The organism is Rhodanobacter sp. T12-5, from assembly GCF_008329435.1.
In the GTDB taxonomy this organism is placed as follows: domain Bacteria; phylum Pseudomonadota; class Gammaproteobacteria; order Xanthomonadales; family Rhodanobacteraceae; genus Rhodanobacter.
Genome location: NZ_NPKN01000008.1, coordinates 173,088 through 190,256, shown reverse-complemented (window position 1 = coordinate 190,256; position 17,169 = coordinate 173,088). Strand labels below are relative to the sequence as shown.

Genomic DNA, 17,169 nt, shown 5'->3' with positions numbered 1-17,169 from the left:
CACCAGGCGCGGGGCCAATCCCGCGGCGGCGGCTCATCCCATCATGGTTCCGCGATTGGCATGCTCGTTGCGTAGGTTCTCACCCGCATAGAGGCGGCAGCGGCAAACGAGGTGAACTCAAAGCGCGGTTCGCGTAACCGGCAAGTCGCCCGGCTGCCGATCCCACGGCCGCCGGCGCACGCAGTGCATGGGCAGGTTGTCGGCAACCGTTGAAGGGAGGACGACATGGCAACGTCGAAAACTTCGAAATCCAGGGCGGCATCGTCCGCGGGCAAACAGGGCCAGAACTGCGCGGTGATCAATCCCTATGCGCTTGCCGATCTGATATCGGGTCAGCGCATACCCTGGAATGACATCCCCGACCCGAAGAGCGTGCTGGAACAGATACTGGCCACGCCGTACGAGGAGCTTTTCGACCCGAAGTACGGCGGGCCACTCTACGTCGGACTGGTGCTCGACAAGCATCTCAAGCTCGTGCAGGAGCGTTCGCCCCTGCTGGATGTCCAGCCCCCCGGAGACGGCGACGATTCAAGGCCGGGCGGCCTGGAAAACCTCGGCGAGTACCCCACCCTGGCCGACATGGCGCGGGTGGCGGATCTCAAGTCCATCCTGGAATGGCCGATTCTTTGCGGTGATTTGTCGCGCTTTTCGCGCCTGCATATCTCGCTGCGTCTGCCGCCTGCGCTGCGGACACTGCAATTGGGCAATGCACTGACCGCCGACGTCATTCGTTCGATCACCTTCGATCCCGCGATCATCGCCAACGTGGATCCCGGGTGGACACCGCCGGGCGGGCACTGGGCCACGGCAGGCGATTTCTTTCACGAGACCGCCGAGTTCTTCGATCCGGTGCAGGGCGCGGTGGCCAACTGCTATTACATCGCGGCGCTGTCGGCCATCGCCTGGGCCACGCCGTTCCGCCTCGCGCACCTTACCCGGGCGACGGGCCCGACCCAGCCGCAGTTCAACGATCAGATCAATTTCTGCAAACCCGACTCGGGTGGAACGCTGGACCAGGCGATCCAGGTGAGCGAGACCCTGCCGATGACCGCGGGCGGCAATCTGATTTACTGCCGATCCAGCGAAAGCGGCGAAACCTGGCCGGCCATCTATGAAAAAGCCTTCGCCAAGCTGAAAACCGGCACCGCCACCGACATGCCCGACATCACCCAGACAGCCTGGGGCGACTGCGTCTGGGCGACAGCCCAGCTCAACGGCGGCACGCGTTCTTACTACGACACCGCCAGCCGCAGCGCCGACGATCTGTGGACTTTGCTGCGCTCGAACTGCCTGTCGTACCGAACCTTCAATCCGATGACGGCGTGGACGTATTCGTCCGGCGATGCGTCGCCCGACCACGTCGACTACGCCAGTGCCCAGATCGTGGGCTCGCACTGCTACACCGTGCTGGGCTGGGCGTACCGCAACTGCCAGCGCTGGATCGTGCTGCGCAATCCGTGGGGCAACACCGAAGCGGCCACCAGCATCCTGGACGCCACGATTTCGATGTACGACGTGAGCTGGTGGCGGCCGATCACCCTGAAGAACAACGATGGCGTGTTTGCCATGGAGATCGGCGCCTTCAAGAAATACTTTGCCGGATTCGGCACGGCGCATTGAATGGCCAGCCATTCCGACACTGTGCCGCTTCCCCGACGCGGGAGACAGCCGCTGGTGGGCGAGCGGCGCGACGCCGGGTGCAATCGCTCCCGTTGCGCTCGCAAGTCGGGTCAGTCTTGACCCGGAGTTCGCACGACGTCCGCAGCCAGATCGCGGCGCGAGGCCCTTTCACCCGATCCCATGACTGGCATGTTCATTGCCTCCGTCTTCGTGTGTGCAGAGAGGTGTCATGACGAAACAATCGTGCACAGAGACCACGGAAGACCAGGGTGAGATCGAACGTTCGGTACTTGCGTATCTGCACCATCACCCGCAAGCCGCGGACACCCTGCGCGGCATCGTCAACTGGTGGTTGCCGCAACAGCGTTATGAAAGTGGCTGCCAGCGGATCGAACTGGTGTTGAGCGAACTGGTGGCCCGTGGCGTGTTGCGGCGCGATCCACTGCCCCACGGTGACGTGTTGTACGCGCTGAACCACCCCGCTGGGCCATCGCAGTCGCCTTGACTGCATTGAGTGTTTCCACGACGGAGGACCGATCTCATGCCATCTGCGCTCACCTATCCGGGCGTCTATATCGAGGAAGTTCCCAGCGGCGTACGCACGATCACCGGCGTGTCCACGTCGACCGCGGCCTTCGCCGGCTGGGCGCCGCTCGGCCCGACCGATCGTGCGGGCCTGGTGCTCGGCTACACCGATTTCGCGCGCAAATATGGCGGCCTCGACAGCCGCAGTGTGCTCGGGTACGCAGTCAACCAGTTCTTCGCGAACGGCGGCCAGCAGGCTTACATCGTGCGTCTGGTCGACGCCACCGCGAAGGCGGCCAAGGTCACCCTCGACGGCAAGCTGCTGCTCACGGCCAGCAGCGAAGGCCTGTGGGGAAACGACTTCGCCGTCGTCATCAAGAAGTCGACCTTCGACGCCACGAAATTTCGTCTGACCGTGGCGAACTGGTCCGCCGATCCGGCTGGCGTGGCCGTGGAGGTGTTCGACAACCTGTCGATGAAATCCACCGACGCGCGCTTCGTCACCAGCGTGCTGGCAGATCAGTCGGCTTATGTCACCGCCGCCGTGCAGGGTGGCGCCACCGATCCGCCGGCGGATACTGCCGCCGGCAATATTCCCGATGCGGCTAAGCTGACGGGCGGCGTCGATGGCGCGGTGCTGGCGCCGAACGATCCCGCGTTCGAGACGGCGCTGCAGCCGGTATCCGGCACCGGCGGCCTGTACCAGCTCGATCGCGTCAATCTGTTCAACCTCTTGTGCGTGCCAGGCGAGACCAGCGTCGGCGTGATCTCCAATCTGCAGAAGTTCTGCCACGACCGGCGCGCGTTCCTGATCGCCGACAGCGCCGATGGTGCCACCCTCGACGCGCTGGAGAACGGCCCGGGTGGCATCACCGGCGACGATGCGATCAACGCGGCTTTGTATTTCCCGTGGATCACCGCCGGCGACCCGCTGCAGCAGAACCGCCCGCGCGCGTTCCCGCCGTGCGGCTTCGTGGCCGGCATCTATGCGCGCACCGATGCGACACGCGGCGTGTGGAAGGCGCCCGCCGGCAGCGAGGCCAGCGTGACCGGCGCGCTTGGCGTCAACACGATGCTTACCAACAGCGAGAACGGCGTGCTCAATCCGCTGGCGATCAACTGCATCCGGAACTTCCCGGTCTATGGCACCGTGGTCTGGGGCGCACGCACGCTGCAGGGCAACGACGAGCGTGGCTCGGAATGGAAATACGTGCCGGTGCGACGCACCGCATTGTTCATCGAGGAAAGCTTGTATCGCGGCACCCAGTGGGTGGTGTTCGAGCCGAACGACGAGCCGCTGTGGTCGCAGATCCGCCTCAACCTCGGCGCGTTCATGCAGAACCTGTTCCGCCAGGGCGCGTTCCAGGGCAAGACGCCGAACGACGCCTACTTCGTCAAGTGCGACAAGGAAACCACCACGCAGAACGACATCAACCTGGGCATCGTCAACATCGTGGTCGGATTTGCGCCGCTCAAGCCCGCCGAGTTCGTGGTCATCCAGCTTCAGCAGATGGCCGGCCAGATCCAGTCTTGAGGAAACCACCATGGCTCAGTTCAGCGTCAATGCGCAGCGTTTCGATCCGTACAAGAACTTCAAGTTCCGGGTGAAGTGGGACGGTCGCTACGTGGCCGGCGTCAGCAAGGTGTCGGGTCTCAAGCGCACCACCGAGGTGGTCAAGCATCGCGAAGGCGGCGACCCCAGCAGCACGCGCAAGTCGCCCGGCCGCACCGAGTACGACGCGATCACCATCGAACGCGGGGTTACCCACGACAGCGAATTCGAAAAGTGGGCGAACAAGGTGTGGAATTTCGGCGCCGGGCTCGGCGCGGAGGTTTCGCTGAAGGACTTCCGCAAGGACCTGATCCTCGAGGTCTACAACGAGGCCGGCCAGCTCGCGCTCGCGTACAAGCTGTATCGCTGCTGGGTCTCGGAATTCCAGGCGATGCCCGATCTGGACGCCAACGCGAACGCGGTGGCGATCCAGCACCTGAAGCTCGAGAACGAAGGCTGGGAGCGCGATGTCGACGTGCCGGAGCCGGCCGAGCCGAGCTTCACCGTGCCCGCCGGCTGAGCGTCATGCGAACGCCCGCGCCGGCGCAACTGCTGCAGGTATGGGAACGCGGAAGCGGCCCATCCGCTGCGGCGTGCGGGCTGCTTTTGCTCGGCAGCAGTTGCGACGAACATTCCGGCGAGACGCTGGCGGCGTTGCCGCTGGGGCGGCGCGATGCGCTGCTGCTGCAGTTGCGCGCGCGGCTGTTCGGCGCCGAGATCGGCACCGTCGCGAGCTGCCCGCAATGCGCGGCCACGGTCGAAGCGACGTTTCGCTGCGACGATCTGCTGCTGACCTCGCCGGGCACCGATGCAGCGGTGTTCGAACATGTCTCACCGACCCATGGCGTGCATGTGCGGTTCCGCCTGCCGGACAGCAACGACTTGCTGGCAGTGGAGCAATGCGGCGATGTCGACGAAGCGCGCCAGTTGCTGCTTGAACGCTGCGTGCTGGCCACGTCCGACGCCGCTGCCGGACGCGACGCGCGCGGCCTGGCGGTATCGTTGCAGGGGGAGATCGCGCAGGCGATGGCACAGGCCGATCCGCAAGCCGATCTGCAGCTGGCCTTCCGCTGTCCGGACTGCGGCCACGACTGGCAACCGCAGTTCGATATCGCCCGCTTCCTGTGGCAGGAACTGCACGCCTGGGCACTGCGCATGTTGCGCGACGTGGACATGCTGGCGCGCGCCTACCACTGGTCCGAAGACGAGATCCTCGCCTTGAGTCCGCGCCGCCGCCAAGCCTACCTGGAGCTGTGCGCGCCATGAGCGACTTCCTCGACCGGCTGGCGGCACGGGCGATCGGCGGCGGGACGGCGCTGGCGCCGCGGTTGCCATCGCTGTTCGAACCGCTGCAACGCGCGCCGATCATGCCGTTGTCCGGCGACGGCGAGCCGCCACCAGGCCATCATGAAACCGTGTCAGCCTCGACGACGGCACCGACCGCCGCGCCGATGCGCCCGCCGCTGGCGCCGGCGGCGACGGTGCCGGATACGTCGCGCGTTGCGCCGGCTGCGCTGGAGCCGGTGTCGGTCCCGTTACCCACCCGGGTCGCCGCCAGCGCATCGCGCCACGACATGCCGCCGTCGCCGCCGACCGCCGTGCCGGCTCCACCGCTGCTCGTCGAGCGCTCCGTGGCCTTGCCCGTGCCACCGCAGATCGTCACGCCGTCACCGATACGGCCGCGCCAGTCGCGCATCGCGACGGAGCACCCGGAGTCGGCGTCGCCTTCGCATCCGCCGAACGGCGCGTTGCTGCCCGCACCCGCCCCCGTGTTCGGCACCACGCGAGCGGACGCGCCGGGTCGATCCATGCCTGTGGCTGCGTTGCGCACGCTCGCCGCGCCGGCGGGTCTGGACAGTGCATCAAGCGAACCGGTGGTGCACGTCAGCATCGGCCGGCTCGAAGTGCGCGCGGCGCCGGCGCCCACCACGCCCACGCGCCGACGCGACGGCCCGCAGCCGAGCAGCCTCGACGACTATCTGCGCCAGCGCGGCAAGGCTTCGCCATGAGCAATGTCCTGGCGATCGCCGCCACCACGCGCACGCTGCGCAACCTGCTGCTGGCGCAGATGCCGGCGCTGGATGCGGAGCTGGGCGATCTGGAGGTGACCCTGCAGCCGCCGGACGTGGCACGCAAGGGCATCAGCAAGGCGCAGCTCAACCTGTTCCTGTACCAGGTGGTCGCCAACGCGGCGTGGCGCAACCTCGACATGCCCGGCCAGGTGCGTCCCGGCGAGACCGCGCCGCCGCCGCTGGCGTTGAACCTGCATTACGTGATCACCGCGTGGGGCCGCGGCGAGAGCGACGTCGACGCCATCAGCCACCGCGTGCTGGCCGCGGCGATGAGCATCCTGCACGACCGCGGCGTGCTCGACGGCAACGACATCCGCAACGCGCTGGCGGACAACGACCTGGCCAACCAGATCGAGCGCGTGCGCATCACGCCGCTGCCGCAGAGTGTGGACGAGCTGTCCAAACTGTGGACGGCGTTCCAGACCAACTACCGCACCTCGGCCGCGTACGAGGCAGCCGTGCTGCTGATCGACAGCCAGGCGGCGATCCGCGCGCCGCTGCCGGTGCTGCAACGCGGCCCGCAGGATCGTGGCGTGACAGCCACCGCGTCCGCCGCCGCCGTGCTGGATACGGTGAGCTATCCGCGCACGCAACCGGCCGTGCGGCTTGGCGAGGACATCGTGCTGGGCGGTCGCCAGCTCACCACGGATCACGCATCGGCGCGCTTCAGCAGCCTTCGCCTCGACGCACCGATCGATATCGCACCGCTGGCTGGTGATGCCGCCGGCAGCCTGCGTGTGCATCTCGCCGATGCGACCGACGATGCGGATGCCGCGTCGCGCTGGGCGCCGGGCATCTACACCGCCGCCTTGCTGGTGCAACCGCCGGGCCTGCCGCCGCTGCTCAGCAACGAACTGCCGCTGGTGCTGGCGCCGACCATCACCTTGAGCCCGCTCACCGCCGCCGCCGGCGACCTCGTCTTGAACCTCACCTGCATGCCGCGCCTGCGCGACGGCCAGCGGGTATTCCTGCTGTTCGGCGATCGCCTGCTGGTGCCGCAGAGCATCAACAACCCGGCTGACACGCATCAGCCCAGCGCGCTGGTGTTTCAGGTGCCAGGCGTAACGGCAGGCACCTATACCGTGCGTCTGCGCGTCGACGGCGCCGACAGCATTCCGGTCGATTTCGGCGGCGGCGTGCCGGCGTTCGCCAGCAGCCAGCAGGTGGTCGTGACATGAACGACTACGCACCCTGGCTGGAAGCGAACGACCAGTATCTCGCCGCGGCGCTGGCGGACCTGCGCGCGCGGTTGCAGCGTGCCGCACAGCCGCAGGACACGCCTGCCCATGCGCCACCGGCACCGGCCGCGGCGGCCACCGCGCTGATGGAATCCGCGCCGGCGGTGAGTGCACCGGGCGGGCAGAAGCACTCGTGGTTCGCGCGGATGTTCAGCAGTCAGCCGGCACGCACGCCGCTGTCGGGCGCCCAGATGAAGGTCATCGACACACCGCCGGCAGCACAGCCGCTCGTCGTCGAGGTACCCGATGCCGGCACGGCAGCCACGGATGCCGCGGCGTCGCCAGCCAGCAGCGTCACCGATGACAGCAAACACACGCCGGCGTTGAGCGCGCTCGCGAGCCGGCTCGGCCTGTCCGCGTTCGAACGCCAGCTGCTGTTGCTGTGCATCGGCATGGAACTGGATACGCGTTTCCCCGCGCTGTGCGCGCTGGCGCAGCACGATCCAGCCAGGCCGTATCCCACGTTCGCGCTGGCCTTTGCGGTACTGGACGAACCGAGCTGGGATGCGTTGTCGCCGGAGCGGCCGCTGCGCTACTGGCGCCTGCTCGACATCCACCAGCCCGGCGCGCAGCCGCTGATCGGCGCGGCGCTCAGCGCCGACGAGCGCGTGGTCAATTTCGTCAAGGGCATGAATTACCTGGACGACCGGCTGACCCCGCTGCTCACCGCGCTGGCGCCGGCCCAGCTGCCGCCGTCGCAGCGCACGCTTGCCGACCAACTGCTGGACGCGCTGCAGCATGTGCCGGTGGGCGACACGCTGCCGGTGGTGCAACTGCTGGGCAGCGACAGCGTCAGCAAGCAGGCGATCGCGCAGACGATCGCCGCCGCCTTCGGCGCGCAGGCGTACCGGCTCTCGGCCGACCTGTTGCCGAGCGCAACGGCCGAACAGGAAACCCTGCTGCGGTTGTGGCAGCGCGAAAGCCAGTTGCTGCCGCTGGCGTTGTACCTCGACGCCGCCGAGGTCGAGCGCGGTGACGTCGCCGCCATGCTGGTCAAGCGCTTCCTCGCCCGTGCCGGCGGACTCACCTTCGTCGATGCGCGCGAACCGTGGGCGAGTGCGACGACGCATGCGCTCAGCGTGGATGTGGCCAAACCCACCGCGGTCGAGCAGCGCACGCTGTGGCAGCGACTGCTCGGCGACGCTGCCGGTGCGCAACCGCAACAGCTGGCCGGCCATTTCGATTTCAACCTCGGCAGGATCGAGCAGATCGCGCACAGCGCACTGGCATCCATGGAGAGCAAGCCCGGGGCGCTGGCGCAGACGCTGTGGCAGGGCGCGCTGGCGCAGACGCGGCCGGCGCTGGACCAGCTAGCCCAGCGGATCGAGCCCAAGGCCGGCTGGGACGATCTGAAGCTGCCCGACAGCGAGAAGACCCTGCTGCGCCAGATCGCCGACCAGGTCGGTCAGCGCAGCACGGTTTACGACGACTGGGGCTTCCGCCAGCGGATGAACCGCGGCCTGTCGATCAGCGCGCTGTTCACCGGCGAGAGTGGCACCGGCAAGACCATGGCGGCGGAAGTGCTGGCGCGCGAGCTGGGCCTGTCGCTGTACCGCATCGACCTGTCGGCGGTGGTCAGCAAGTACATCGGCGAAACCGAGAAGAACCTGCGCAAGCTGTTCGACGCGGCCGAGGATGGCGGCGCGATCCTGTTCTTCGACGAGGCCGACGCGCTGTTCGGCAAGCGCAGCGAGGTGAAGGACAGCCACGACCGCTATGCCAACATCGAAGTGAACTACCTGCTGCAGCGGCTGGAGTCGTTTCGCGGCCTGGCGATCCTGGCGACCAACATGAAGGGCGCGCTCGATACCGCGTTCCTGCGCCGGCTGCGCTTCGTCATCAACTTTCCGTTCCCCGGCGTGGCCGAACGCAGGGCGATCTGGGCTTCGGTGTTTCCCGCGCAGGCCGCGACCGCCGCGCTGGATTTCGACCGGCTGGCGCGGCTCGCGCTCACGGGCGGAAGCATCCAGGGCATCGCGCTCAACGCCGCGTTCATGGCGGCGAAAGCCGCCGTGCCGATCAGCATGCCGCTGCTGCTCGACGCTGCCCGGGCCGAATACCGCAAGCTCGACAAACCGGTCAACGAGGCGGACTTCCGCTGGCTGGAGAGCGCCGGAGGCAAACCATGAGCATCGTGCTGCACATCGAGCGGCTGGTGCTGGACGAGGCGCTGCTCGGTGGCGAGCGCAACGGCAGCGTGCGCGATGCGCTCAAACGCGAGTTGACGCAACGGCTGGCGCAACCCGGCGCGGTCGATGCCTTGCGCCGCCTGGGTGCCGTGGCCGCGTTGCCGCCGACGACGCTGCCGCTCGCCACGCATCCGCAGCAGACGCTGGGTTCGCGTATCGCCACGGCAGTGCAGCAAGGTCTCGGCGTCGCTGCCCATGCGTACACCGCAGGCAAGGAGCATTGACATGCAAACGATCCCCAAACCCCGCCCCGACGGCATCGTGCGTTTCGGCAAACGGAAGGCCAGACGCGATGACCGCAACCTGATGTTCGCCGTGCTGCTGAAGGCTCCGCCGGTGCTGCCGGCCGAATACGATTTCGACGTGGTCCACCATGGCATCCCCACGCCGATGTTCGGCAACGACCAGTATGGTGACTGCGTGATCGCCGGCCGCGCGCACCAGACCTTGCGCTTCGAGAGGGCCGAGCAGAACAAGCTGATCGCGATCAGCGACCACGACGTGCTGCAGGAGTACTTCAGCGAGAGCGGTGGCGTCGACAGCGGCCTGGTCGTGCTGGATTCGGTGAAGGAGTGGCGCAGCAAGGGCTGGCTCGCGGCGAAGCGGCGCTACAAGATCAAGGCGTTTGCGCAGATCGATCAGCGCAAGCGCAGCGAGGTCAAGCGCGCGGTGTTCATGGGCATCGGCGTGGGCCTCGGCCTGACCCTGCCCGACGCGGCGCTGACCCAGTTCTATGCGGGAAAACCGTGGGCGGTGGTCGGCGGCAAGGCCGGCCAGCCGAACCCGCACAACGGCCACTACGTCTACGTGCCCGGCTACACCAAACTCGGCCCGGTCTGCGTGACCTGGGGCCGCAAGCAGCAGATGACCTGGCCGTTCCTTGCCAGATACTGCGACGAGGCCTACGCAATCATCGACGCGATCGACACTGCGAAGAAGAGGCGCGCGCTGGATGCGACGAAGCTCGATGCGTTCCTCGCCGGGTTGCGCAAGCGCAAGCCGACCGCGGCGAAGAAGGCGCCTGCAGGCAAGCGCCTGGCGGCGAATCGGCCGTGAGCGAACGCAACGCCAGCGTGCCAGTGAGGTCGGCCCCCTCGGCGCCGGCCCACGGTCTGTTGCTGCGGCGCAAGTGCGCGTGTGGCACGCACGCGCCGGGAGGTGGCGAGTGCGCCGAATGCAGCAAGAAGAGGCTCGGTTTGCAGCGCAAGCTCAGCGTTGGCGCGTCAAATGATCTATTCGAGCTCGAGGCGGATCGTGTCGCCGAGCAGGTGATGTCCGTGCCAGCGTCGCCGAGAGGCGTGCGCTCACCGCCGCGAATCCTGCGCATGGCCAATAATGCGGACTCACATGCGGACACGGCACCTCCCAGTGTGGATCTGGCACTTGCCAGTTCGGGCAGCCCACTGCATCCGGACTTGCGGCAAGACATGGAGCAACGCTTTGCTCACGATTTCTCCAGGGTGCGAGTGCATACCGGCTCAACGGCCGAGCAGTCAGCGCGGGATATCAATGCCCGTGCCTTCACTTTTGGGTATGACATCGTATTCGGGGCCGGACAGTACGCTCCGGGTTCGCATGCAGGCAAACGGCTGCTTTCGCACGAGTTGGTGCACGTCGTGCAGCAGTCGCGGGGTGACAGCCGCATCGGCGTCGACGAGGGCTGGTATTCGCCGGATATGCAAGGTGGCCGCAGGATTTTTGCCCACGAACCTGTCAACGCTCCGAAGCAAAGCGGCAGCGTGCCGTGGCGCATCCAGCGCCAGCCCGAAGGCAAGGGGACGGCAGGTACCGATGCGGTCGAAAGTGAGCGGGTCGAGAAGGGCCAGTCCAAACCAGGGCAGTCCGACAGCACGCCGGGCGACATGGATGCCATGACCGCTGAAGGAAGCCAGAACCAGGCGAGCCAGACGCCAGCTGACACCGTGACCCCGGGCGGTCACCGTGCCGCGACCGCAGGCGTTGCGGCATGCCCCGACGCGCCACAAAAGAACATCATCGTGCTCGCCTGCACCGCTGCGCCTGCAACGGCGCCGCCCGCCAAGGAGAAGGCCGAGCTGCCGACGCCGAGTACGGCGCGCTTTGGCGGGGATGCGGACCGCGCGAGATTCGCGAAGGAGCTCGCCCAGTGTCACGCCGAGCGTGTCGTCGACGACGAAATCGCCAAGCGCTACCGCGCCGACGTCGAACAGGCCAGGAAGCAAGCAGCAACCGAGGCCAGGACCGCATCCGAAGAAGCGGTAAAGAAGGCTGTCGAAGGTCTCGCCGACAGGCGCGAGATTGCAAAGGCCACTGCGAGGGCAAAGATTGCTGCCCGGAAGTCGGAGGCGAAGCGGGTCGCCGATGCCGAAGCCGCTGTGAAAAAGCAGGACGTAGACAGCGTCACCACCGAACTTGCAAGGAAATTCGAGGATGCGCTTGCTACCGACTACGACAACACGATCCAGGGCGCGCTGACGCGTTACGGCAGAGGATGGCTGAACGCGATGCAGCACCGCCTCGACGCGGCGCGCAAACGCATCACCAAGGAGAAGAACGCAAAGCCGAAGGCCGGCAAGGGCGAGACCCCACCGGCTAAGTCGGCCGATGTCATCGCCAGCGAAATCGAAGCCGAAATGACCGACGTGCGCTGTGACCAGAATCAATGGGCGCGGCAGCAGATCGAGGACATCTCGCATGCCTGGGCCGTTGGTCGGCGCGAGCAGGTCGACTCGGAGACGATCAAGCAGACGGCCTCGTACCTGAGCAAGTTCGGCCCGACCTACACACCGCTTGCCATGGTCGATATTCCCGCCGACATCCAGTCCGAGAAGGGCATGGCTGGCGTCGCACCGGAGATGGCTGACTTTCTCACCGCACTGAAGAACGATCCGAAGACAGCCTCGTTCAAGGCCGGCAACTACCGCGGACATGGCGGCGGCAGCTGGGCCGGCAAGGGCTTCTCGGTTGACCTGACGCTCTCAACGCCGCTGGATCAACGTGGATTCTGGCAGCACCGCGCCGCGGTCGACTTCCTGATGCAGATCGATGCAACGGCCAAGGCGATGGGCGCGCGCTGGCGTGTGCTCTACAACGACTTCCGGGTCGCGGAAGAAGTGAATGCCGCGACCGGTACGCGCAATGTTGAATTCATGGGTACCAGTAGCGCCACGAACATCAACTGGCACGGCCCGGCGCCGCTGATCCTGCATTTCCATCTTGACCTCGAGATCCCGCAGAAACCGAACCCGACTCCACCCACAACGCAAGGGCCGGCTCCCTGATGGCGCGGGCACGTCAATCGGTGTCGGGCCGCGCGCTTGGAATCTTTCAACCGACGGCGTTGTTTGTCGATCGCATTGAGATGGCTATCAAACGGGGAAAATTTCGACGCTGATCTTGCTGCATCCAGGATACGTTCATGAACATCGTCAACAGCATCTTCGACGGTCTGCTCGGCTACGAAAAGCTGATGCTGATCTGCGGCTTCATCCTGTTCGTGTTCGCGCTGCTGGCGATCACGGTGATGATCGTGCAGCGTCGGGATTTCAAGATGGCGATGGTGCTGATCATCTTCGCGGTCGTGTTGATGGGTTTTCCCGGCATCCAGGCGGTCAAGTTCAGCCAGGACATGGTCGAACTGGATCGCATCCGGGCGCAGCCCGCGGGAACGACCGACCCGGCACAGCAGCAACAATCGGCCAAGACGTTGAGTTCGATCGAGGAGCGCGCTGCCGACAACCCGCAGTTGCAGGCACAGGTAGCCGATGGCTATCGCGCCATCGGCGAAGTGAACAAGGGTTATCAACTGGCGCAGTCGGTGCTGCAGCACCAACCGTCGGCGCAGGTGCAGGCCACTTTGGTACCGGTTCTGACCGCGAAGTTGAACGAAGTGCAGGCGGGCGCGCCGATCGCGGCGCCACCGCCCATGCCGTCACCCGCACCCGCAGCGAGCGCGGCCACCGCCGGCACGGCGACGGTCGGCCCGCCAATCGCGACCGGGGCGGGTACGCCGGCCAGTGCGGGCACGGCTGCGGAATCGACCGCCAGCGCTCCTGCCACGGTGGACAGCGCCAGGCAGCACGAAATCGCCGCTATCGCCAGACAGCTGCAAGGCACCGGCGCACCCTTGCCGGCGGCTTCGCATGCCGCACTGGCCGAGGCCTATGTCGTGCTCGGCCAGCCGCAAAAGGCGCAGGCGAATGTCGACGCGGCGTACAAGCTCAACCCGAACATCAAGATCAACGCTGCCGTGCTGCACGCCGCCAGGGTGGGCAGCAGGCCTACGGAGCACTGACGATGGCTACCTTGCGCAAGGGCGATCAAGGTTCGCAGGTGCGGCAGTTGCAGAAGCTGCTGGTGCAGCGTGGTTATGCGGCCGACGTCAACGGCACGTTCGACACCAGGACCTGGCAGGCGACGCGGGCGTTCCAGGCGCAGAATCTCGATCAGCACGGTCAGCCGCTGGTCGTCGATGGCGTGGCCGGGCCGCTGACATGGTGGAGCCTGCAGCACCCGAAGCCGTTCATCAGGACACCGACCGCGGTCGATTACTCCACGCTGCCGGCAAAGGGCGGCAGCAGGGTCGGCCGTGCCGCACTCGCCGCTGCGATCGGCGAACTGAAGGCCAACGCGCGTGAGATCGGCGGCAACAATCGCGGCCCCTTCGTGCGCAAGTACCTCGCACCGGCCGGTCTCGACGAAGGTCAGTCGTGGTGTGCCGGCTTCGTCAGCTGGTGTTTCATGCAGGCGAGCGGTGGCGACAAGGCGGCGATGCCGTTCGCCTATGCCGCCAGTGCGCGCAGCCTGCTGACCGAGTTCAAGCAGCACGGCTGGTCCAACGCACCGGGCAGCGGTTACGTGCCGGTGCCCGGCGACGTCGTGGTTTGGTGGCGGGTGAGCCTCGCCGGCTGGCTCGGTCACACCGGCCTGGTGCACTCGGTACAGGACGGCATGCTGTACACGATCGAGGGCAACCGCAGCCCGCGCGTGCAGGGCTTCTCCTATGTGCTGAGCCGGATGGACAAGCTGCTCGGTTTCGGCCACGTGCCATGAGCGCCTTCCCCGGCTCACCGCGGATTCTCAAGGGCGGCATCGTGCTGATCGATGCCGGCACCTCGGCGGTGCTGCGGGTGATCGCGCTGCAGTACAACCCCGATTCGCTCACGCGCTCGCTGCAGGTGCAGGCGGTCAGTGCCGATGGCGGCGACCGTTCCGAGGTGCTGCGCCTGAAGGGGCCGCCGGTGGAGACGTTGAAGCTGGAGGCGGAGATCGACGCCACCGACCAGTTGGAGTTTCCGGAGCAGAACAGCGTCACCACGCAGTCCGGCCTCTTCGCGCAACTGGCGGCGCTGGAGACGATGGTCTATCCGACCAGCGGCCAGCTGCGTGCGAACGACGTGCTGGCGCAGATCGGCACGCTGGAGATCGTGCCGATGGAGACACCGCTGGCGCTGTTCGTGTGGAGCAAGTCGCGCATCCTGCCGGTGCGCGTCACCGAATTCAGCATCACCGAGGAGGCGTTCGACCCCGCGCTGAATCCGATCCGCGCCAAGGTCAGTCTCGGCCTGCGCGTGCTGTCGGTGAACGACGTGCCGTCCGGGCACAAGGCCGCCAGCCTGTTCATGAGCTACCTGCAGCAGAAGGAGCGCCTGGCCGGCGGTGCCGGCGGCCAACTTTCCGCGCTCGGCTTGAGTGGAGTGCCGTGATGAACGTGATCTTTCCTCCCACCAGTCGCTACGCGCTGACGCCGGCCGCGACCCTCGTGCGCGCCGACGGCACGCCGGTCACCTATCTCAAACGCCGCTTCGTGCCGCCGCCGGAAAACTTCGCCTTGCTGCAGTGGCATCGCGTGGTGCAGAACGAGCGGCTGGACAACATCACGGCGCGCTACCTCGGTGATCCCGAACAGTTCTGGCGGCTGTGCGATGCGAACCGTGCACTGCGTCCGGAAGAGTTGACCGAGACGATCGGAAAACAGCTACGCATCACCTTGCCCGAAGGCATCCCGGGGGTGCCGCATGCTTGAGGGCGTGCACCTGACCTTGCTGGTCGGCCCGGTGGTGCCGGTGCCGGTGCCGCAGATCGTGCTGGATGCGCTGACCCAGATCGAGGTGAGTGCACCGGACGAAGCGGCCGGCGCGTTCACCCTGCAGTTCACGCTGAGCGTGCAGTCGCCGCTGCACACGCTGTTCCTGCTCTCGGGCGGCGGGGTGGTGCCGCTGCTGCGGGTGATCGTGGTGGTCACGCTCAACGGCATGCCGCAGGTGTTGATCGACGGCGTGGTGACCCGCACCGAAGTGCTGCCCGGCGCGGACCAGCGCCACACCACGCTGCAGGTCACCGGCGACGACCTCACCGCGGTGATGACCAAGCTGGAATTCTCCGGCCTGCCGGGCCTGCCGTATCCGGCGATGCCGGCCGAGGCGATCGTGGCCCTGCTGCTGGCCAAGTACGCGTTCCTCGGCATCGTGCCGCTGGTGATCCCGAGCATCGCGATTGACGTGCCGATCCCGACCAACCGCGTGCCGACCCAGCAGGGCAGCGATCTGGAATACATCCGCACGCTGGCCGAGCGTGTCGGCTACGTGTTCTACCTCGATCCCGGCCCGGCGCCCGGCATGAGCATCGCGTACTGGGGGCCGAAGGTGAAGGTTGGCGTGCCGCAGCCGGCGTTGAACGCGGACATGGATGCGGCGAGCAACGTCGAGAGCCTCAGCTTCAGCTACGACGGCAACGCGCGCAGCCTGCCGATCGTCTACATCCAGAACGAGCAGACCAAGCTGCCGTTGCCGATACCGATCCCGGACATCGGCCCGCTCAATCCGCCGCTGGGGCTGATCGATCCGCCGCCGCAGAAATTCCGCACGCTGCCGGAGACCGCGAAGTATTCGCCGATGCGCGCGATGCTGCTGGGCATGGCCGAGGCGGCGAAGTCCGCCGACACCGTCACCGGCCGCGGCAGCCTCGACGTGGTGCGCTACGGCCGCGTGCTGAAGCCGCGCCAGCTGGTCGGCGTGCGCGGCGTCGGCCCCGCGTTCGACGGGCTGCACTACGTCAGCCAGGTGCGCCACACGATCAAGCGCGGCGAGTACAAGCAGAGCTTCGAGCTGTCGCGCAAGGGGCTGCTCTCCACCGTGCCGCTGGTGCTGGCATGAACCGCTATTACGGCAAGTACCGCGGCACCGTGATCCAGAACGTGGATCCCGAACAGCGCGGGCGCATCCAGGCGATGGTGCCGGACGTGTCCGGGCTGGTTCCGTCGAGCTGGGCGATGCCTTGCGTGCCGATCGCCGGCAAGCAGAGCGGTGTCTACGTGGTACCGCAGATCGGCGCGGGCGTGTGGATCGAGTTCGAGCAGGGCGATCCGGATTATCCGATCTGGGTCGGCGGTTTCTGGGGTGTGGCGGCAGAAGTGCCGGCGCTGGCACTGGCCGGCAATCCGGCCAGCCCGAGCGTGGTGCTGCAGTCGGGCCTGCAGAACGCCATCGTGATCAGCGATCTGCCGGGACCGACCGGCGGCATCCTGCTGAAGAGCGTCACCGGCGCGATGATCATGGTCAACGAGATCGGCATCACGATCTCCAACGGCCAGGGCGCCACCATCGTGCTGGCCGGGCCGACGGTGACCATCAACAACGGCGCGCTGGTGGTCACCTAGGAGGCATGCGATGCCGGGCTTCCTCATCCATGTCGGTGCCAGCGTGCTCTGTTCGCACGGCGGTCAGGTGCAGGCCACCGCGCCAAATCCGCGCGTCAGCGTCAGCGGCCAGCCCAGCGTGACCCTGCCGGCGCCGTGGCTGGTTGCCGGCTGCGCGCTGCCGCCGCCACCGGCGGCGAACGGGCCGTGCGTCACCGCGCAGTTCGTCACCGCCGCCACCCGGGTGACTTCCAGCGGGCAGCCGCTGCTGCTGTTCGACAGCCAGGCGATCTGCGCGCCGACCGGCACGCCGCTGCTGATCGTCGCCAGCCAGACACGCGTCACCGCGATGTGAGAA

General features: G+C 66.9%; 18 protein-coding genes. All 18 read left to right on the top strand.

The window, feature by feature from the left end:
* Window positions 1-225 precede the first annotated feature (225 nt).
* The 18 genes from CIW53_RS15490 (at window position 226) to CIW53_RS15405 (ending at window position 17,166) form a co-directional block, all read left to right on the top strand.
* Window positions 226-1,620: a C2 family cysteine protease gene (locus tag CIW53_RS15490; RefSeq protein ID WP_149365610.1), complete on the top strand. Its 1,395-nt coding sequence runs from the start codon at window positions 226-228 to the stop codon at window positions 1,618-1,620.
* 229 nt (window positions 1,621-1,849) lie between these two features.
* Window positions 1,850-2,125, top strand: coding sequence for a hypothetical protein (locus CIW53_RS15485; RefSeq protein ID WP_149365609.1), 276 nt, complete (start codon window positions 1,850-1,852; stop codon window positions 2,123-2,125).
* A gap of 36 nt (window positions 2,126-2,161) precedes the next feature.
* Complete coding sequence (locus CIW53_RS15480) at window positions 2,162-3,679, top strand: phage tail sheath subtilisin-like domain-containing protein (RefSeq protein ID WP_149365608.1); 1,518 nt, start codon at window positions 2,162-2,164, stop codon at window positions 3,677-3,679.
* 10 nt (window positions 3,680-3,689) lie between these two features.
* On the top strand, window positions 3,690-4,217 hold the full coding sequence (locus tag CIW53_RS15475) for a phage tail protein (RefSeq protein WP_149365607.1): 528 nt from the start codon (window positions 3,690-3,692) through the stop codon (window positions 4,215-4,217).
* A gap of 5 nt (window positions 4,218-4,222) precedes the next feature.
* On the top strand, window positions 4,223-4,963 hold the full coding sequence (locus CIW53_RS15470; RefSeq protein WP_149365606.1) for a hypothetical protein: 741 nt from the start codon (window positions 4,223-4,225) through the stop codon (window positions 4,961-4,963).
* Window positions 4,960-5,706, top strand: a complete 747-nt coding sequence (locus tag CIW53_RS15465; RefSeq protein ID WP_149365605.1) for a hypothetical protein — start codon at window positions 4,960-4,962, stop codon at window positions 5,704-5,706. Before CIW53_RS15470 ends, CIW53_RS15465 begins: the two co-directional genes overlap by 4 nt.
* On the top strand, window positions 5,703-6,947 hold the full coding sequence (locus CIW53_RS15460) for a DUF4255 domain-containing protein (protein WP_149365604.1): 1,245 nt from the start codon (window positions 5,703-5,705) through the stop codon (window positions 6,945-6,947). The genes CIW53_RS15465 and CIW53_RS15460 overlap by 4 nt, the downstream gene beginning before the upstream one ends.
* Window positions 6,944-9,136 (top strand): ATP-binding protein, encoded by a 2,193-nt coding sequence (locus CIW53_RS15455; protein ID WP_149365603.1) that lies wholly within the window; start codon window positions 6,944-6,946, stop codon window positions 9,134-9,136. Before CIW53_RS15460 ends, CIW53_RS15455 begins: the two co-directional genes overlap by 4 nt.
* On the top strand, window positions 9,133-9,420 hold the full coding sequence (locus tag CIW53_RS15450) for a hypothetical protein (RefSeq protein WP_149365602.1): 288 nt from the start codon (window positions 9,133-9,135) through the stop codon (window positions 9,418-9,420). The genes CIW53_RS15455 and CIW53_RS15450 overlap by 4 nt, the downstream gene beginning before the upstream one ends.
* A 1-nt stretch (window position 9,421) precedes the next feature.
* Window positions 9,422-10,252, top strand: coding sequence for a hypothetical protein (locus CIW53_RS15445; RefSeq protein ID WP_149365601.1), 831 nt, complete (start codon window positions 9,422-9,424; stop codon window positions 10,250-10,252).
* Window positions 10,249-12,456 carry a DUF4157 domain-containing protein gene (locus CIW53_RS15440; protein WP_197736676.1) on the top strand — a complete coding sequence of 736 codons (2,208 nt, stop codon included), beginning with the start codon at window positions 10,249-10,251 and terminating at the stop codon, window positions 12,454-12,456. The genes CIW53_RS15445 and CIW53_RS15440 overlap by 4 nt, the downstream gene beginning before the upstream one ends.
* Before the next feature lie 137 nt (window positions 12,457-12,593).
* Window positions 12,594-13,469, top strand: a complete 876-nt coding sequence (locus tag CIW53_RS15435; protein WP_149365600.1) for a hypothetical protein — start codon at window positions 12,594-12,596, stop codon at window positions 13,467-13,469.
* A gap of 2 nt (window positions 13,470-13,471) precedes the next feature.
* Window positions 13,472-14,227, top strand: coding sequence for a CHAP domain-containing protein (locus tag CIW53_RS15430; RefSeq protein ID WP_149365599.1), 756 nt, complete (start codon window positions 13,472-13,474; stop codon window positions 14,225-14,227).
* A complete protein-coding gene (locus CIW53_RS15425; RefSeq protein ID WP_149365598.1) occupies window positions 14,224-14,880 on the top strand; it encodes a hypothetical protein in 657 nt (218 codons plus the stop codon). Before CIW53_RS15430 ends, CIW53_RS15425 begins: the two co-directional genes overlap by 4 nt.
* Complete coding sequence (locus CIW53_RS15420; RefSeq protein ID WP_149365597.1) at window positions 14,880-15,200, top strand: LysM domain-containing protein; 321 nt, start codon at window positions 14,880-14,882, stop codon at window positions 15,198-15,200. The genes CIW53_RS15425 and CIW53_RS15420 overlap by 1 nt, the downstream gene beginning before the upstream one ends.
* Window positions 15,193-16,329 (top strand): hypothetical protein, encoded by a 1,137-nt coding sequence (locus CIW53_RS15415; RefSeq protein ID WP_149365596.1) that lies wholly within the window; start codon window positions 15,193-15,195, stop codon window positions 16,327-16,329. Before CIW53_RS15420 ends, CIW53_RS15415 begins: the two co-directional genes overlap by 8 nt.
* Window positions 16,326-16,832, top strand: a complete 507-nt coding sequence (locus CIW53_RS15410; protein WP_149365595.1) for a phage baseplate assembly protein V — start codon at window positions 16,326-16,328, stop codon at window positions 16,830-16,832. Before CIW53_RS15415 ends, CIW53_RS15410 begins: the two co-directional genes overlap by 4 nt.
* Window positions 16,833-16,842: 10 nt before the next feature.
* On the top strand, window positions 16,843-17,166 hold the full coding sequence (locus tag CIW53_RS15405) for a hypothetical protein (protein ID WP_149365594.1): 324 nt from the start codon (window positions 16,843-16,845) through the stop codon (window positions 17,164-17,166).
* Window positions 17,167-17,169 lie beyond the last annotated feature (3 nt).

Excerpts from the sequence above, each read along its gene's own strand:
- CIW53_RS15460 (WP_149365604.1), top strand. The coding sequence starts at position 5,703 with ATGAGCAATGTCCTGGCGATCGCCGCCACCACGCGCACGCTGCGCAAC.
- CIW53_RS15425 (WP_149365598.1), top strand. The coding sequence starts at position 14,224 with ATGAGCGCCTTCCCCGGCTCACCGCGGATTCTCAAGGGCGGCATCGTG.
- CIW53_RS15475 (WP_149365607.1), top strand. The coding sequence starts at position 3,690 with ATGGCTCAGTTCAGCGTCAATGCGCAGCGTTTCGATCCGTACAAGAAC.
- CIW53_RS15490 (WP_149365610.1), top strand. The coding sequence starts at position 226 with ATGGCAACGTCGAAAACTTCGAAATCCAGGGCGGCATCGTCCGCGGGC.
- CIW53_RS15435 (WP_149365600.1), top strand. The coding sequence starts at position 12,594 with ATGAACATCGTCAACAGCATCTTCGACGGTCTGCTCGGCTACGAAAAG.
- CIW53_RS15445 (WP_149365601.1), top strand. The coding sequence starts at position 9,422 with ATGCAAACGATCCCCAAACCCCGCCCCGACGGCATCGTGCGTTTCGGC.
- CIW53_RS15485 (WP_149365609.1), top strand. The coding sequence starts at position 1,850 with ATGACGAAACAATCGTGCACAGAGACCACGGAAGACCAGGGTGAGATC.
- CIW53_RS15450 (WP_149365602.1), top strand. The coding sequence starts at position 9,133 with ATGAGCATCGTGCTGCACATCGAGCGGCTGGTGCTGGACGAGGCGCTG.
- CIW53_RS15420 (WP_149365597.1), top strand. The coding sequence starts at position 14,880 with ATGAACGTGATCTTTCCTCCCACCAGTCGCTACGCGCTGACGCCGGCC.
- CIW53_RS15430 (WP_149365599.1), top strand. The coding sequence starts at position 13,472 with ATGGCTACCTTGCGCAAGGGCGATCAAGGTTCGCAGGTGCGGCAGTTG.
- CIW53_RS15465 (WP_149365605.1), top strand. The coding sequence starts at position 4,960 with ATGAGCGACTTCCTCGACCGGCTGGCGGCACGGGCGATCGGCGGCGGG.
- CIW53_RS15405 (WP_149365594.1), top strand. The coding sequence starts at position 16,843 with ATGCCGGGCTTCCTCATCCATGTCGGTGCCAGCGTGCTCTGTTCGCAC.
- CIW53_RS15480 (WP_149365608.1), top strand. The coding sequence starts at position 2,162 with ATGCCATCTGCGCTCACCTATCCGGGCGTCTATATCGAGGAAGTTCCC.
- CIW53_RS15410 (WP_149365595.1), top strand. The coding sequence starts at position 16,326 with ATGAACCGCTATTACGGCAAGTACCGCGGCACCGTGATCCAGAACGTG.
- CIW53_RS15415 (WP_149365596.1), top strand. The coding sequence starts at position 15,193 with ATGCTTGAGGGCGTGCACCTGACCTTGCTGGTCGGCCCGGTGGTGCCG.
- CIW53_RS15455 (WP_149365603.1), top strand. The coding sequence starts at position 6,944 with ATGAACGACTACGCACCCTGGCTGGAAGCGAACGACCAGTATCTCGCC.
- CIW53_RS15470 (WP_149365606.1), top strand. The coding sequence starts at position 4,223 with ATGCGAACGCCCGCGCCGGCGCAACTGCTGCAGGTATGGGAACGCGGA.